Annotated in this window: 13 protein-coding genes; 4 read left to right on the top strand and 9 right to left on the bottom strand. The window is 73.5% G+C overall.

Annotated features, from left to right (window positions below; translation table 11 throughout):
* Both C8054_RS11275 and C8054_RS11270 read left to right on the top strand, forming a co-directional pair.
* A partial coding sequence (locus tag C8054_RS11275; protein ID WP_146179908.1) for a hypothetical protein occupies positions 1-227 on the top strand: 227 nt, incomplete at its 5' end.
* Positions 228-477: 250 nt separating this feature from the next.
* On the top strand, positions 478-912 hold the full coding sequence (locus tag C8054_RS11270) for a hypothetical protein (RefSeq protein WP_107156697.1): 435 nt from the start codon (positions 478-480) through the stop codon (positions 910-912).
* On the opposite strand, the gene C8054_RS11265 is transcribed toward C8054_RS11270, so the two are convergent.
* The 9 genes from C8054_RS11265 to C8054_RS11225 form a co-directional block, all read right to left on the bottom strand.
* Positions 875-1,882 carry a DUF389 domain-containing protein gene (locus C8054_RS11265; protein WP_107156696.1) on the bottom strand — a complete coding sequence of 336 codons (1,008 nt, stop codon included), beginning with the start codon at positions 1,880-1,882 and terminating at the stop codon, positions 875-877. The two genes, C8054_RS11270 and C8054_RS11265, sit on opposite strands and share 38 nt — an antisense overlap.
* Positions 1,883-2,003: 121 nt before the next feature.
* Positions 2,004-2,939, bottom strand: a complete 936-nt coding sequence (locus tag C8054_RS11260; protein WP_107156695.1) for an NAD(P)-dependent oxidoreductase — start codon at positions 2,937-2,939, stop codon at positions 2,004-2,006.
* A 17-nt stretch (positions 2,940-2,956) separates the two neighbouring features.
* Positions 2,957-3,697: a sugar transferase gene (locus C8054_RS11255; RefSeq protein ID WP_107156694.1), complete on the bottom strand. Its 741-nt coding sequence runs from the start codon at positions 3,695-3,697 to the stop codon at positions 2,957-2,959.
* Between the two features lie 27 nt (positions 3,698-3,724).
* Positions 3,725-5,023 (bottom strand): glycosyltransferase family 4 protein, encoded by a 1,299-nt coding sequence (locus C8054_RS11250; RefSeq protein ID WP_107156693.1) that lies wholly within the window; start codon positions 5,021-5,023, stop codon positions 3,725-3,727.
* Positions 5,020-6,138 (bottom strand): NAD-dependent epimerase/dehydratase family protein, encoded by a 1,119-nt coding sequence (locus C8054_RS11245; protein ID WP_107156692.1) that lies wholly within the window; start codon positions 6,136-6,138, stop codon positions 5,020-5,022. The genes C8054_RS11250 and C8054_RS11245 overlap by 4 nt, the downstream gene beginning before the upstream one ends.
* On the bottom strand, positions 6,135-7,175 hold the full coding sequence (locus C8054_RS11240) for a polysaccharide biosynthesis protein (protein ID WP_107156691.1): 1,041 nt from the start codon (positions 7,173-7,175) through the stop codon (positions 6,135-6,137). Before C8054_RS11240 ends, C8054_RS11245 begins: the two co-directional genes overlap by 4 nt.
* Positions 7,176-7,350: 175 nt before the next feature.
* On the bottom strand, positions 7,351-8,295 hold the full coding sequence (locus C8054_RS11235) for an NAD-dependent epimerase/dehydratase family protein (RefSeq protein WP_107156690.1): 945 nt from the start codon (positions 8,293-8,295) through the stop codon (positions 7,351-7,353).
* Positions 8,296-8,394: 99 nt separating this feature from the next.
* Positions 8,395-9,885, bottom strand: coding sequence for a hypothetical protein (locus tag C8054_RS11230; RefSeq protein ID WP_158273842.1), 1,491 nt, complete (start codon positions 9,883-9,885; stop codon positions 8,395-8,397).
* A 209-nt stretch (positions 9,886-10,094) separates the two neighbouring features.
* Entirely contained in the window at positions 10,095-11,243 is a 1,149-nt protein-coding gene (locus C8054_RS11225) for a glycosyltransferase (protein ID WP_107156688.1), read from the bottom strand.
* A 340-nt stretch (positions 11,244-11,583) separates the two neighbouring features.
* On the opposite strand from C8054_RS11225, the gene C8054_RS11220 reads away from it, so the two are divergent.
* Positions 11,584-12,789 (top strand): glycosyltransferase, encoded by a 1,206-nt coding sequence (locus C8054_RS11220; RefSeq protein ID WP_107156687.1) that lies wholly within the window; start codon positions 11,584-11,586, stop codon positions 12,787-12,789.
* A complete protein-coding gene (locus C8054_RS11215; protein ID WP_107156686.1) occupies positions 12,786-14,192 on the top strand; it encodes a lipopolysaccharide biosynthesis protein in 1,407 nt (468 codons plus the stop codon). The genes C8054_RS11220 and C8054_RS11215 overlap by 4 nt, the downstream gene beginning before the upstream one ends.
* Positions 14,193-14,199 lie beyond the last annotated feature (7 nt).

Genomic DNA, 14,199 nt, shown 5'->3' with positions numbered 1-14,199 from the left:
GCGGGCAGGCCGGCGGCCAGCGCGGCGGGCAGGACCGGGGCCAGGGCGGCGGCCAACGGGGCGGGCAGGCCGGCGGGCAGGACCGTGGTCAGGGCGGCGGGCAGGGCGGCGGCCGTCAGCGTGGGGACCGGGGCGGCTCGCAGCCGCGTCAGGGGCGCGGCGGTGGCGCCTCCGCGCCGGTCAACGACGCCATGGCGGAGGCGTTGCGCCGCGCCGGGCTGGCCTGACCGTTGCCGGTCGCGGCCCTGTCGAGCTGAGAGCACGAACGACTCAGCGGTGATGTCACGAACGACTCAGCTCGACAGCGCCGCGAGGCGGGGTGGCACCGTCCACGCCTGGCCGGCACCACGAGCCGGCCGGCACCACGAGCCGGCGGGCACCGCCCAACCGGCGGGCGCGGTCCACGCGGGCAGGGCACCGCCCGACCCGGGCGACCGTGAGGCGCGCGGGCACCGGCGCGGGCGTACCCTCGCGGGCGTGGGTGTGGACGACGACGCGCAGTGGCGGGAGCGGCAGCGCCGGGCCGTGACGGCCCACGCGGCGGCCGACGCCCGGGAACGCGCCACGGAGCAGGCGGAGGCCGCGAAGCTGGTGGCCGCGTTCGCCGCCGAGGCGCGGCGGCGCGGTCTGGCGACCGACCGGCTGGTCGCGACCGCCCACGACGGCCGCGGTCGCTACCGCACCCGGATCACCGGCTGGTACGTGGACCGGGCGCGCAGCCGGGCGGTGGACGTCGACGGGCGTTTCTACCTGCTCAGCGTGCCGCCGAGCCTGCGGTCGCGGCTGTTCGGGGCCGAGCCGCCGCCGAGCGCGCCCCCGCTGGTGGTCGGGCGGGGCGGCCGGGACGGCGAGTCCGTTCCGCTGGCGACGCTGCTCAACCGGCGTCTCGAGGCGGGCGACGACTGGCGGTGACAGGTGCCGGCCGGTCGGCCCGCTGCCGCGGCACCCCCCGCCCGGTCCGCCGCGCCACCCGCCGCCACCAGCACAACTGCACGACCAGCGTGAGCAGCCCGGCCAACACGATGGCGGCCAGGTTGATCACCAGTTGGAGGGCGGAGCCGGTCGCCTCGTGCCACACCCCGTAGCTCGCCGCGACCGCCACGTTCGCGGCCGCCGGGACGGTGGTCACCGAGATCAGCACGCCGACGAGCGAGCCGGACTTCTTCGAGGTCAGCGACAGCATGCCGGCGACACCGGCGAGCAGCCCGACCACCCAGGAGAGCGCGTCCGGCCGCCAGATGAAGTCGGTGAGCGGGCGCTCGGCGAGCAGCATGTCCCGGCTGACCAGACCGGCCGCGGTGAGCGCCCAGGTGCTCAACACGGTGGCCACCATGGCGACGAGGAAGCCGACGGTCAGGGCCTGCACCGAGCGGCCGACGACGCCGGGCTGACGGCGCAGCAGCGCCACGCAGAGCGCGGCGAGCGGGCCGAACTCGGGGCCGACCACCATCGCGCCGACGATCAGGATGGGCTGGTCGAGCAGCACGCCGATACCGGCGATCATGGTGGCCACGGTGATCAGGGCGAGGAAGGTGCCGGTGAGCACCGTCTGCTCACCGGTCTTCGCGGCGATCTCGTCCCAGACCACCGCGTCCTCGCCGTGCCCCGGAGCCGCGTCGGCGGCTCGGTCGGCCGCTGCGGAGAGCGTCAGCTCCACGTCCTCGGCGGCGATCGCCCCGTGCGTCTCGACACCGAGTTCGCGCAGCTTGTGCAGCACCCCGTCGGCGCTCTCCCGGACCACGTCGCAGGTGACGTAGTCGCCGGCCGGCTGACGGGCGGCGCCGGGGATCACCACGAGATGCGTCACGCCGGGATCGGCGGCCAACAGGTCGACGACGGCCGACGACCGGTCGCCGGGCGTGATCACCCTCAGGTGCAGCACTGACCAACTCCTGGTCGCCGATCGGAACACGGATCGCCGCACCCTACCCCGAGCCGTGGCACCGGCGGTGGTCGAGCGGCGCCGACCCGGCACGGTCGCCGGGGCCGGCCGCTGGCCCCGGTCAGGGACCGGCGACCCGGGGCGACGGCGCCGCAGCCGAGAGCGCGGCCGGACCGAGGCAGTCGGCCCACACCGAGGCGAGCGAGTCGGCGAGGTCGTACCGCGGCGACCAGCCGAGCGCCCGCGACGACCGGGTGAGGTCCGCGCACATCCACGACACCGCGGCCGACCGGGCGGCGCCCGGGACGAACCGGCCGGGGACCAGGTCGCCGGTGAAGCCGGCCAGGTCGGCGAGCAGGCGGACGACCTGCGCCGTCGGCACGGCGCATCCGCTGCCGACGTTGCACACCCGAGCGTCGAGCCGCTCCGCACGCAGCGCGGCCGCCACCGCGGCGGACACGTCACGGACGTCCACGAAGTCCCGGTACGTGTCGTGCAGCCCCAGGGCGACCTGGGCGTCCCCCCGCTCCAGCGCGGCGCGGATCGTGGCCGCGGCGCGGCCGAGCAGGTTGCCGGCCGGCATGCCCGGGCCGAGCGGGTTGAACACCCGGAGCACCACCGTGTCCAGCCGTCCGTCGGCCGCCGCCAGGGCGCAGAGCCGCGTCGCCGTCAGGTGGCTCAGCCCGTACCCGCCGATCGGCTCCGCGCGGTCGTCCTCGCGTACCGGCCGGCCGGGTTCGACCGGGCCGTACTCGGCGGCCGAGCCGACGCGGACCAGCCGGGCGTGCGGCGTCGCCGCCTCCATCGCCGCCACCAGCTTGGCCGTCACCACCGCGTGGGCCAGGAGAAAATCCTGGTCGGAGCCGACGATCCGGCCGGCCGCGTTGACCACCGCGTCGGGTCGCTCCCGGCGCAACAGCGCCGTCACGGCCGCCTCGTCCGCGGCGACGAGGTCGAACTCCCGTCGCTCGGGGGCGCGCACGGTCGCCTCCGCCGCCAGTCGGGCACGGATGTGACGTCCCAGAAACCCGCTGGCGCCGAACAGCAGAATCCTCATCGCGGCTCCGGATCGAATCAGCTGTGGGCGGACCGGACGGCCGGCTCCACGCCACCGTTCACGGCCGCGACCGTCTCCCGGTCGACGCTGCCCTGCCACTCGTGCCAGGTGTCGGTGCCCGGAGCGGCGATGCCCTCCCGACGCAGCACCACCCGCACCGTCTCGGCCAGGATCCGCAGGTCGAGCAGGAACGAGCGACCGTCGACGTACGCCACGTCGTACCGGAACTTCTCCTCCCAGCCGAGCTGGTTGCGCCCGCGCACCTGGGCCAGGCCGGTCATGCCGGGGCGGACGTCGTGCCGGCGGGCCTGCTCCGGCGTGTAGAGGTCGAGGTAGCTCACCAGGTGGGGGCGCGGTCCGACCAGGCTCATCTCGCCCCGGACGACGTTCCACAGCTCGGGCAGTTCGTCCAGGCTGGTGGACCGCAACCAGCGCCCGACCCGGGTGAGTCGATCGGAGTCGGAGACCCGGCCGCGGGTGGGATCCACCGGGTGCATGGTGCGGAACTTGACCATGTCGAAGAGCCGGCCGTGCCGGCCGGGCCGGGTGTGGCGGAACAGGACCGGCCGTCCCATGGTGACCAGCACGACCAGCGCGACGCACGCCATCACGGGCGCGGCGAGCACGAGCACCGTCAGGGCGCCGATCACGTCGATCGACCGCTTCACGCGGTCGTAGGGTCGGGCCCGCACCACCGCGGCGCGATGGCGACCACCGGCGGGAGCCAGCGGCTGGGTGAGGTCAAGACGAAGATCCATCAGACGGATTCCTCGTGGCGAGTGCGGTCAACGGTCCATCCCATTATGGGTGGGTAAGCCCATCGCATGGTCTTTTATGCCATTTCTCGGGGCCGGCGGACGACCCGGGCAGATCCCGGTGACCACGTCCTCGATCTGGTCCACGCCGACCCGCAGGGACATCCGTTCCAGGTACGCGCGGCGCGCGCGCTCGCCGATCCGGACCCGCTCGGCCGGCGGGATGTCGACGGCGGCCCGGAAGCGGTCCGCCAGCGCCCGCCAGTCCTCCGCCGGACAGGTCAGCCCCGCTCCCGCCGCCTCCACCAGGCGCGCGGCGTCCCCGTCGGCGGAGACGATGACCGGCACCCCGCAGGCCATCGCGCCCTGCAGCTTGGACGGGACGGTTCCCCGCAGGGCCGGCAGGGCACGCAACGTGACCAGCTGGAAATCCGCCGCGGCGTAGAGGTCGGCCATCTCGGCCGGCGGACGCCGGTCGAGGAACCGGACGTTCGTCGCGCCCAGGGTGCGGCACAGCTCCCGGGCCCGCCCCTCGTCCGGTCCCGAGCCGACGAAGACCAGGTCGATCAGCGGATCGACGGACGCGGCGGCGCGGACCGCGGTCTCGACGCGCTGGAACGGACCCATGTTCCCGGCGTACATCACGATCGGACGACCCCGGTGGCCGAGGGCGGAGCGGGCCGCCGGGGTGGCCGGCACCGGCCGGAACAGCCGTTCGTCGGTCCAGTTCCACACCACCCGGACCCGGTCCGGGTCGGCGCCCCGCTGCACCACCAGGTCGGTCATCGACGGCGCGATGACGACGACGGCGGCGGCGGACCGGTAGAGCCGGCGCATGACGCCGCTCAACACCCGGTGCACCACCCGGCCGCTGACGCCACCGGGAGCCATCCCCGACGCGGTGACCGACTCCGGCCACATGTCCTGCACGTGCAGGAGGACCGGCGTACGCCGCAGGAGCCGCAGCAGCGCCGGCCCGGCGAACGCGGTCGGCGGCGGGTGGTAGACGTAGACGACGTCGACGTCACGCAGGTATCGCCGGGCGACGATGGCGCTGGTCAGCCCGAAGGACACGAACGTGGCGACGCGCCGCAGCACCGACGCGTCCCGACTCGGGTAGAGCGGCACCCGCCGCACGGTGAGCCGACCCTCGGTGTGCTCGTCGCGCCACCGCTGTCGGAAGCCCTCGTAGATCCGACCGGAGGGGTAGTTCGGAAAGCCGGTGAGCACCCGCACCTCGTGCCCCCGCGCGGCCAGCTCCGTCGCCAGCTCACCGGCGATGAATATCGGCTCCGGTGGATACCACTGCGAGACGACCCCGATCCTCATGCCACCCCTGCCGGCCGGTCCACCGCTTCGGCCCAGGTGTCCGGCCGCGCCGCGTCGAACAGCTCGTTGGTCCAGAAGAGCGTCACCAGCTCTTCGCTGCCCACGTTGACGATGTTGTGCGCCCACATGGTGGGCATGTCGACGAACGCCGGCTCGCTCCCGTCCACGGCGAACCGGACGGCGTCGGCACCGTCCACCCGGCGCAGGTTGATCTGCGCCCGCCCCCGCAGCACCACGAACCGTTCCACCTTGGCGAGGTGGAAGTGCTCCCCCCGGGTCACGCCGGGTCGACTCGTCGAACAGAACGTCTGCCCGCCACCGCCGTGCGCCCGGACGGCCTCCACCAGGTCACCCCGGGCGTCCCGGTGCCGCGGCAGGGGCACCGGCCCCCGGTCCGGAAACCGGTGCGACCGGTACGTGTTGAACAACCGGACGTCGTGGCGGTCCGCCAGCGGCGGGATCTCACCGCCGGCGTACACGCCGGCGAACGACGCCAGCCGGTCACGGAGCTGACCGACCCGGGTCCGCAACGCCGGCATGGTGGGGTCCCAGGGACCCGGAAGAGTGGTGCCGGTGAGGTGGGCCGCGGCGTCCAGCACATGCACGAGGTCGAGTTCCCGGTTCTCCCGCACCTCCGGTTCGACGCCGTCGGCGAGCAGTCGGCAGAACGTCGCGACCACCGAGTTGTAGAACGGCCGACCGTGCTCGCCGTAGAGGTTCGGCAGGCGCACGTCCACGAACTCGGAGTCGGCGCTGGCCGCCGTCGCGAGCAGCTCTGCCGCGGCGGCCTTGGCAGACCCGTACACGGTGCCGTTTCCCGCCTGCACGGAGTTCGCGTACACCACCCGGGGCGGGGGTCCGCCGCACCGGCGGAGCCCGTCCGCCAACGACCGGGCCGGCTCGACGTTGCCGGCCGTGATGTCGGCGGCGTCCCCCCGGTTGACGCCGGCGAGATGCAGCACCACGTCGACGCCCTTGACGGCCGCCGCGACGGCCGCCGGATCGCCCAGGTCGGCGCGGCCCACCGTCACCGGACGGGGCCAGCCCAGCGCCCGGGCGAGGACGCGGACGTGCCAGCCCAGAAATCCGTCGGCGCCGGTGACCGCCAGCCTCACGACACGCTCAACAGGTCACGGGCGGCCAGCTCGGCGCGGATCTCGGGCAGCGTGGTCAGCAGCGCGACGATCTCCGGGACCCCCAGCCGGGGCGCGTTCGTCGAGTTGAAGTCCTGCAACCCGGCGATTCCGGGCTCGCCCTGCGAGACGTAGAGCGAGTAGTTGAGATCCCGGACGTCCACCGGCACCCGGAAGAAGTCGCCGAAGTCGTCGGCCTTCGCGAGTTCCTCCCGGGTGGCCAGCGTCTCGCTGAGCTTCTCACCGTGCCGTACGCCGATCAGGTCCAACTTCGGTGGGGCGTCGAAGAGTTGGCACAGCGCCGCGGCGAGGTCCCCCACGGTGCAGGCCACCCCTTTGCGGATGAAGATGTCGCCGGGCCGGGCGTGCGTGAAGGCGTGCTCGACGAGCGACACGGAGTCGTCGAGCGACATGAGGAACCGCGTCATGGTCGGATCGGTCACCGTCGGCGCGCGGCCGGCCTTGAGCTGGCTGACGAACAGCGGGATGACCGAGCCGCGCGAGTACATGACGTTGCCGTAACGCACACACGAGACGGTCGTCCGGCTCCGGGGGTTGTTGCGGGCGTGGGCCTGCGCCACCTTCTCCATCAGCGCCTTGCTCATGCCCATGGCGTTGACCGGGTAGACCGCCTTGTCGGTGCTGAGCAGGACGACCGATCCGACGCCGTTGCGGTCGGCGGCCGCCACCACGTTGTGGCTGCCGAGCACGTTGGTGCGGATCGCCTCCAGCGGGAAGAACTCGCAGGACGGCACCTGTTTGAGCGCCGCCGCGTGGAAGACGAAGTCGACGTCCCGACTCGCCTCCAGCACCGAGTCGTAGTCGCGGACGTCGCCCACGTGGTAACGGACCCGGGGGTCGCCGATCCGACCGCGCATGGCGTCCTGTTTGGCCTCGTCCCGGCTGAACACCCGGACCTCGCCGACGTCGAGCTCCAGGAGCCGACGGAGCATCGTCTGGCCGAAAGAGCCGGTGCCACCTGTGATGAGCACTCGTCGCCCGGCGGGTACCGGAGTCATCGTTCCCCCCGCTCCGCACCGGTGACGCACGGCACATGAGGGCCCTGTCGGTTGACTGCTGACTGCATCATTCCGGACTTCTCCCTCGAATTCCCCACTAATCAACGAATAGCCGTCCGCGGCGTCACGCCGAGCGGGCGCCACAGGCGAGCACCGGCCGACCCCGAGCAGGCCGTCAGCACCGGATCGAGACCTGGTCCGACATCCAGGCCACGGTGGACTCCAGCCCGGCGCGGAGCGGATGCCGGCGCACGGTCGGGAACAGCTCCCGCAGCCGGGACGCGTCGGCCTGCGAGTCGCGGACGTCCCCGGCACGTGGCGCCTCGTGGACGACGGACAGTCGACGGCCCAGCACGGACTCCAACTCGGCGATCAGGTCCAGCAGCGAGATGCGCGCGCCGAAGGCCAGATTGACGACGTCCGGCGACGACACCCGGCGCATGACCGCGTCCACGATCACCGCCGTCACGCTCCCCACGTAGGTGAAGTCCCGGGTCTGCCCGCCGTCGCCGTGCACCCGCAACGGCTCGCCGGTCAGGGCCGCCGAGACGAACCGGGGCACGACCGCCGCGTAGGCGTGGTTCGCCGCCTGCCGGGGGCCGAAGACGTTGAAGAAGCGGAACGCCAGGACCGCGACGTCGTAGCAGGACGCGTACGCCAGGGCGTACGCCTCGGTGGCCAGCTTCGACACGGCGTACGGGCTCACCGGCACGGGTCGCAGGTCCTCCCGACGGGGCAGCACCGGGTTCGCCCCGTAGACCGAGGACGACGAGGCGACGACCACGTGCGGGACCCGGTGCCGCCGGACGGCCTCCAGGACCATCAGCGTGCCGGTGGCGTTCGCGTGGTGGCTGATGACGGGCCGGTCGATCGAACGCGGCACGGAACCGAGCGCGCCGAGGTGCACCACGGCGCCGGCGCCGGCCACGGCCTCGTCCAGCACGTCCGCGTCGAGGACGCTGCCCCGCACCAGGCGGACCGGCTGGTCGAGCAGGTTCTCCAGGTACCCGGTGGAGAGGTCGTCCACCGCGACGATCTCGCCGGTCCGGGGATGCGCCGCCAACGCCCGCACCAGGTTGGAACCGATGAATCCGGCTCCCCCGGTCACCACGACCTTCACGATGTTCTCCGTTCCCCGCCTCGCGACGGCATCCGGCGCGCCGCTCCCCCAGGGGGTCAACGAGTCATCCGAGGGCGCGGTACGAGACTGACGGCCGGCTCACACGGCCAGCCGGCGCGGGGCAGCGGCGTACGGCGGGCCCGGCTCCGGCCCGGTGTCGTTCCGACGCACCGACATGGACAGCAACAGCACGAGCCCGATCGGCCCCAGGCGTTGCAGCAGGAGATAGGTGATGTTGTCACAGTCGCTGCTCAGCCAGAGCATGGTGGCGATGCCCAACGGCGGTGCCAGCAGCGCCGCCGGCAGCCGGTCGCCCCGCAGCCCGCGCAGGTGCAGCCGGCGGACCCCCCGCACGGCGAACGCGAACGGGATGAACACCAGCGGCACCGCGGGCGGACCGAAGTTCAGGATGGCCTCGCCGGGCAGGCCGTAGACGTTGGACGCCCACTGCCGGTCCTCGAAGGAGTACACCCCCTGCCCCTGGAGCAGCTCGGTCCCGTAGTACATCTTCGGCAACGGCCGTTCGGGCACGATCGAGTCGGGCACCGGCAACAGCAGACCGGCGACGTACGTCCCGCCCCACGCCAGCTCGCCCACTCCTGCCAGCCGGCGTTCCAGCAGGATGGCCTGGACGTCCGCCCGACCGAAGTCGCCGAGCAGCATCGCCGGCGCGTCGCGCCCGGTCTCCTGGGACATCTCCGCGACGGACTTCTTGCCCTTGAAGATGTCGAGCACCTGGGGGCCGGCGTTCTTGTACATCCCGTAGACGAACATGAAGAGCATGAAGACCACCGCCGCGCAGGCCATCACGCGCCGGGGGATCCGCTGGACGAGGAAGTGCACGAGCATCAGGCCCATCACCACCGGCCAGAGCGTGTTGCTCCGGCTGCCCCGCAGCCCGCCCACGAAGAACTGGACGAGCGCCAGCGCGAGCAGCAGCGCCACGATCAGGCCGGGTCGACCGACGAGTTCCCGCCGCCACCGGACCACCACCAGCATGAAGATCATCGACGGGAACGACTCGCCGACGGTCAGCAGTCCGTTGTGCCCGAGCAGCAGATCACGGTTGACCGTCATGGTGTCGACGAAGCCGGACAGGCCCCCGAACTTCGCCAGCTCGACGACGAACGCGCCCATCCCCACCAGGACCATGAGCACGCCGAAGCGGTAGAACCGCCGCTCGTCGAAGCGGATCCGCCAGAGCTCGCCGGCCGGGCCGCGCGCCACCCGGCGTCGAGCCCGCCGACTGCTCGTCAGCCAGCGGTACGCGACGAGGCCCACCAGGTTGAGCGTCGCCATGAGACCGAAGGCGTGCCGCCAGTCGTCCGGCGCGATGACGCGCTTGGGCCACCAGTCGAACATCACGTGCAGCAGGGGGGCGAGGTAGAACAGGTGCACACCGATCAGGCCGATCAACGCCTGCGGGTCGAAGAGGTCCAGCCGCCGTCGCAGCCAGTCCACGACGTCGATCCCGAGGATCGCCCCGCACATGGCGGCCGGAACGACGAACCAGTGCATCAGCCGGGCGTCGAGCAATACGAGGCAGATGGTGGTCACGAGCACCACCGTGAACGAGATCGCCCAGCTCACCGCGTCGTCCTGCACAGGGTCGGGACGAACGCTCCGCACGGATTCCCGACGGCCCGTAAGAACCGCGCTCTCACCGGCGATAGACATGAAAGGTCCCCTGATTCTCGGCGGTGCCGGCGTCACCCGTCGTCCGCGGAACGGCTGTCTGGTGTCGAGCGGACGGCGTGCCGTCGAATTCGGTTGCTGGTCCGCCTTTCGATCAATTCACTTTAGATGCCCCACAGTGCCCGCCATTGCGGTATCGCGGTTTCCAACAGGAACGGGGAATCGCGCAGCACCCGCCCGACCCGCGCCCGGGTCACCGCGTCCGTGGCCGCCGCGGCCAGCGCGCGTTCGGCCCATCGACCGGCCCCGGCGGCCAGCGGCAGCGTCTCCACGCCGAGGAGTCGGCGGGCCGCCTCGCGCAGACTCGGCAGCTCGCTGCCGAGCACCGGCACGCCGACGGCCAGGGCCTCCAGCAGCACCCCCGGCAGCCCCTCCCGCAGCGACGGCAGCAGCAGCGCATCCGCGGCGGCCAGGATCGAACCGACCTCGTCCAGCTCACCGGCGAAGACGATCGTCGGGTCGCCCGCCGCCCCGGGATGCACCGCGGTGATGTCCGCGACCCCGCCGGGCCCGGCCACCAGCAGCCGGGCGTCCGGTCGCAGCCGGTGGACCTCACGATGCACGTCGATCAGGAACGGGCGGTTCTTCTCCGGCGCCGCGCGACCGAGGTACGCGAGCACCGGAACGTCGTCGGGAAGGCCCCAGCGGCGGCGGGCCGACGCGCGGTCCCAGCCGTCGACCCGGGCCACGTCGACCGCGTGCGGCAGCACCCGGTAGCGCGGATCGTGGCCCGGCGGACCGGCGAAGCGCAACGCCGCCTCGCTGACGCCCACCACGTCCGTCGCCACCGACCTGATCAGGCGACGCAGCGTGCGCCGCAGCAACCGGTGCCGCCACGAGTCCGGCCGGTTGTCCGCCTCGCTGGTGAGCCGGACCACCCGCCGTCGTACGCCCAGCGTGCGGGCCACCAGGAGCACCAGCCCGCTGATCAGCTCGACGTGCGAGACCACCACGTCCGGGTCGAGCGCCCGCAGCGTGCGCCACAGCCGCGGCGCGAACGTCGGGACCGGGTGCAGCGGGCACTGCGTCACGTCCGCCCCGGCCGCGCGGAACCGTGGCGCGAGGCTCCCCTCCCGGCCGCCGACCGTCACGAACACGTGGCGCACCTCGCTGGTCGGCACCGCCCGACACAGGTCCAGGCAGGCCGTCTCCGCGCCACCACGGTCGAGCGTGCCGATGACGTTCGCCACCAGGGGCGTCCGTCGCCGGTCCGGTCGGGTCGGCGCGCGCAGGCTGGCCGTACGAGCGGTCATCGGGTGGGTGTCCCTGTCGGTGTGTGGGTGCCGGCCCCGGGGGTCGGCGTGCCAGCAGGGACAACGAGCCGCCCTCGGACAGGTCACGGATCGCGACCACCCGGCGACCACCCCGCCGCGGACAGTGGGCGCGCGGCGGTGCGGGCCCGGCCGGCGCAATTCTGGTACAACGCTTTTCCGGGCCGGTTCACGCCGCGTCGGCGAGCACCCGGAAACGTGAAATCAATTCCGGCAGGAAATGCGCCCGGCGGCGGCGATCCGTGGCGACAATGACGATTCCCAATCGCGTCCGGCACATGGTGGGCGATGATGGTTCCGGTCCGACCGAACGGAGACGACGATGCGCGTGGTGGTGGCGGTGGAAAGTCGCTACGACCGGACCCCGGACGGTGCGACGTGGACGGTGACCGACCCCGCTCATCACTACTTCACCCGTTACCTCGGGGTGTTCGACGAGGTCCGGGTGCTGGCCCGGGTCCGGGACGTCCCGGCCCCGCCGGCGGGCGCGCACCGGGTCGACGGGCCCGGGGTGCGGGTGTGGCCGGTGCCGCACTACCTGGGGCCGGCGCAGTACCTCCGGCAGCGGGCCGGCATCGGCCGCGCGGTGGAGCACGCGGCGGGCCCCCGGGACGCGGTGATCCTCCAGGCCCCCACGCCGGTCGGTTATCTGCTGGCCGCGGTCCGCGAACGGAGCGGGCAACCGTACGGCGTCCAGGTGTGCGCCGACCCGTACGACATCTTCGCCCCGGGGGCGGTGAGCCATCCGCTGCGACCGGCGCTGCGCCGGTGGGCCACCGCTGCGCTCCAGCGCCGCTGCCAGGGCGCCGCGGCCGTCGCCTACGTCACCGAGCACGCGTTGCAGCGGCGTTACCCGGCACCGGCCACGACGCCCACGTTCCACTTCTCCAACGTGGACCTGCCGCCGGAGGCGTACCGGTCGCGCCCCGCCGCCCCGCGCGCCACTCCGCACCGACTGGTCTCCCTCGGGTCCCTGGAGCAGCGCTACAAGGGCATCGACACCCTGCTGCACGCCGTCGCCCGGGCCAACCACCGGCTCCCCGACCGACGCCTGCACCTGACCCACATCGGCGACGGCCGCCAACGCCCCCAGCTACGGCACCTCGCCGACCGGCTCGGCATCGCCGACCAGGTCACGTTCGCCGGCGTCCTGCCCGCCGGGGAGGCGATCCGCGGTCGCCTGCACGACGCGGACCTCTTCGTCATGCCCTCGCGCACCGAAGGTCTGCCCAAGGCCCTCGTCGAAGCCATGGCCTGCGGCCTGCCCGCCGTCGGCACCACCGTCGGCGGCATCCCCGAACTCCTGCCCGCCGGGCACCTCGTCCCGCCGGACGACCCCGACGCGCTCGCCCACGCCATCGCCACGCTGCTCACCGATCCGCACCACCTCAGCGTCGCGGCCGCCACCAACCTGACCCGCGCCCACGACTACTCCGCCGCCGCGCTCACCGTCCGCCGCCACGCCTTCTACCACGCCGTCCAGGACGCGACCCGCGGTCGGTCATCGACCGGAACGCTGATCCGATGACGCTGCGCGCCCGGTCCGACCCGCCGGCGGAGCAGACGACAGCAGTTCCGGAGCGCCCGGTGGCGCGACTGCGCGCCGCCCTGCGTCGGGGTCAGGGCAGCGGGTACCGCGCGACCGTCGTGAGTCTCACCGGTTCCAGCCTGGTCCGCACCGCCAGCTTCGCGCTCACCGGCGTGTTGGCGAGCCGGCTGCTCGGGCCGCACGACCGGGGTCTGATGGTGCTCGGCACCACGACCGCCAGCCTGGCCGGGCTGCTCGGCGGCCTGGGCACCGGCTCCGCGCTGCGGGCCCGACTGCCGGCCACGCCCGCGGGGTGGCCCCGGCGCCGGCTCCTGTCCTCCTACACCTGGTGCTCGCTGGGGGCCACGGCGCTGTCCGCGGTGATCGCGGTCCTGGCGTCACTGATGTGTGCGCTCCTCATCGACCGGAGTCTGGCGGCGCCGTCGTTCCTCGTCGCCCTCGTCGTGGTGACCGTCGCCTACACGGCGATGACCCAGTTCCCGGACGTGTGGTACGCGGTGGGCGAGTTCCACGCCGGCAGCGGTTGGGCGGCGGGGATGGCGACCGGCGGGCTGGCCACCATGCTGGCCGCCGCCGCCGTGGACCGTCGGGCCTGGGTGCTGCTGCTCGCGCAGGGGGTCGGCATGTCGCTGGTCGCCGCCGCGCAGACGGTGTGGCTGCGGCGGGCCGGACTGCTGCCGTGGCACCGGCCCGGCCCGGCCGAGTTCGCCATGCTCGTCCGCTCCGGCGTCCGCGCGCTCGCCCTGACGCTGGGCCTGACGCTCGCTCTGCGCACCGACCGGTACATCCTGGGCGCGTTCACCGGCGTGCAGACGGTCGGCGTCTACTCGGTCGCGGTCACCCTCAGCGAGACACCACGGCTCATTCCCGCCTCGCTCGGGCAGATCGTCTACCGGGAGGTGGCCCTCGGCGGCGGCGTGCACCGGGCCGGCCGGGTCCGCCGGCTGGCGTTGCTCTGCTCGGTCGTCAGCGGCGTCCTGCTGGCGGTGGCCGGCTGGCTGCTGGTCGTACCGGTCTTCGGGGCGGAGTTCGCCGACGCCCGCGAGCTGCTGCTGATCCTGATCATCGCGGAGGTCTGCCTGGCCCCGTTCGAGGTGGCCAACCGGGGCCTGCTCGGCGGCGGCTGGATGAACCACGCCGGCCTGCTCGGCGCCGGCGGGAGTGCCCTGGCCGTCGTCCTCTACGTGGTGACAATTCCGCAGTGGGGCGCGGCGGGGGCGGCGGGGGCCAGCGTGCTGCTGTACGCGGCTCTCTCCGCGACCTCGTGGTCGCTGTTCCGCCGGCGACTGGCCGGTCGCCGGGCGGCGACGGAGGCGGGCGGCGTGACCGGTCGCCACCGCCCGGAGCGGGTGGGTGGCGCCGCACGTGCCACCCACCCGTGACCGCGCC

The organism is Micromonospora sp. RP3T (assembly GCF_003027925.1).
Classification (GTDB): domain Bacteria; phylum Actinomycetota; class Actinomycetes; order Mycobacteriales; family Micromonosporaceae; genus Micromonospora.
Note: the sequence above shows the minus strand (reverse complement) of the source record. Positions and strands in the feature narration are given on the sequence as shown.

Coding starts and splice junctions, on each gene's coding strand:
- C8054_RS11255 (WP_107156694.1), bottom strand. CDS start 3,697: ATGGATCTTCGTCTTGACCTCACCCAGCCGCTGGCTCCCGCCGGTGGT.
- C8054_RS11240 (WP_107156691.1), bottom strand. CDS start 7,175: ATGACTCCGGTACCCGCCGGGCGACGAGTGCTCATCACAGGTGGCACC.
- C8054_RS11215 (WP_107156686.1), top strand. CDS start 12,786: ATGACGCTGCGCGCCCGGTCCGACCCGCCGGCGGAGCAGACGACAGCA.
- C8054_RS11220 (WP_107156687.1), top strand. CDS start 11,584: ATGCGCGTGGTGGTGGCGGTGGAAAGTCGCTACGACCGGACCCCGGAC.
- C8054_RS11260 (WP_107156695.1), bottom strand. CDS start 2,939: ATGAGGATTCTGCTGTTCGGCGCCAGCGGGTTTCTGGGACGTCACATC.
- C8054_RS11250 (WP_107156693.1), bottom strand. CDS start 5,023: ATGAGGATCGGGGTCGTCTCGCAGTGGTATCCACCGGAGCCGATATTC.
- C8054_RS11225 (WP_107156688.1), bottom strand. CDS start 11,243: ATGACCGCTCGTACGGCCAGCCTGCGCGCGCCGACCCGACCGGACCGG.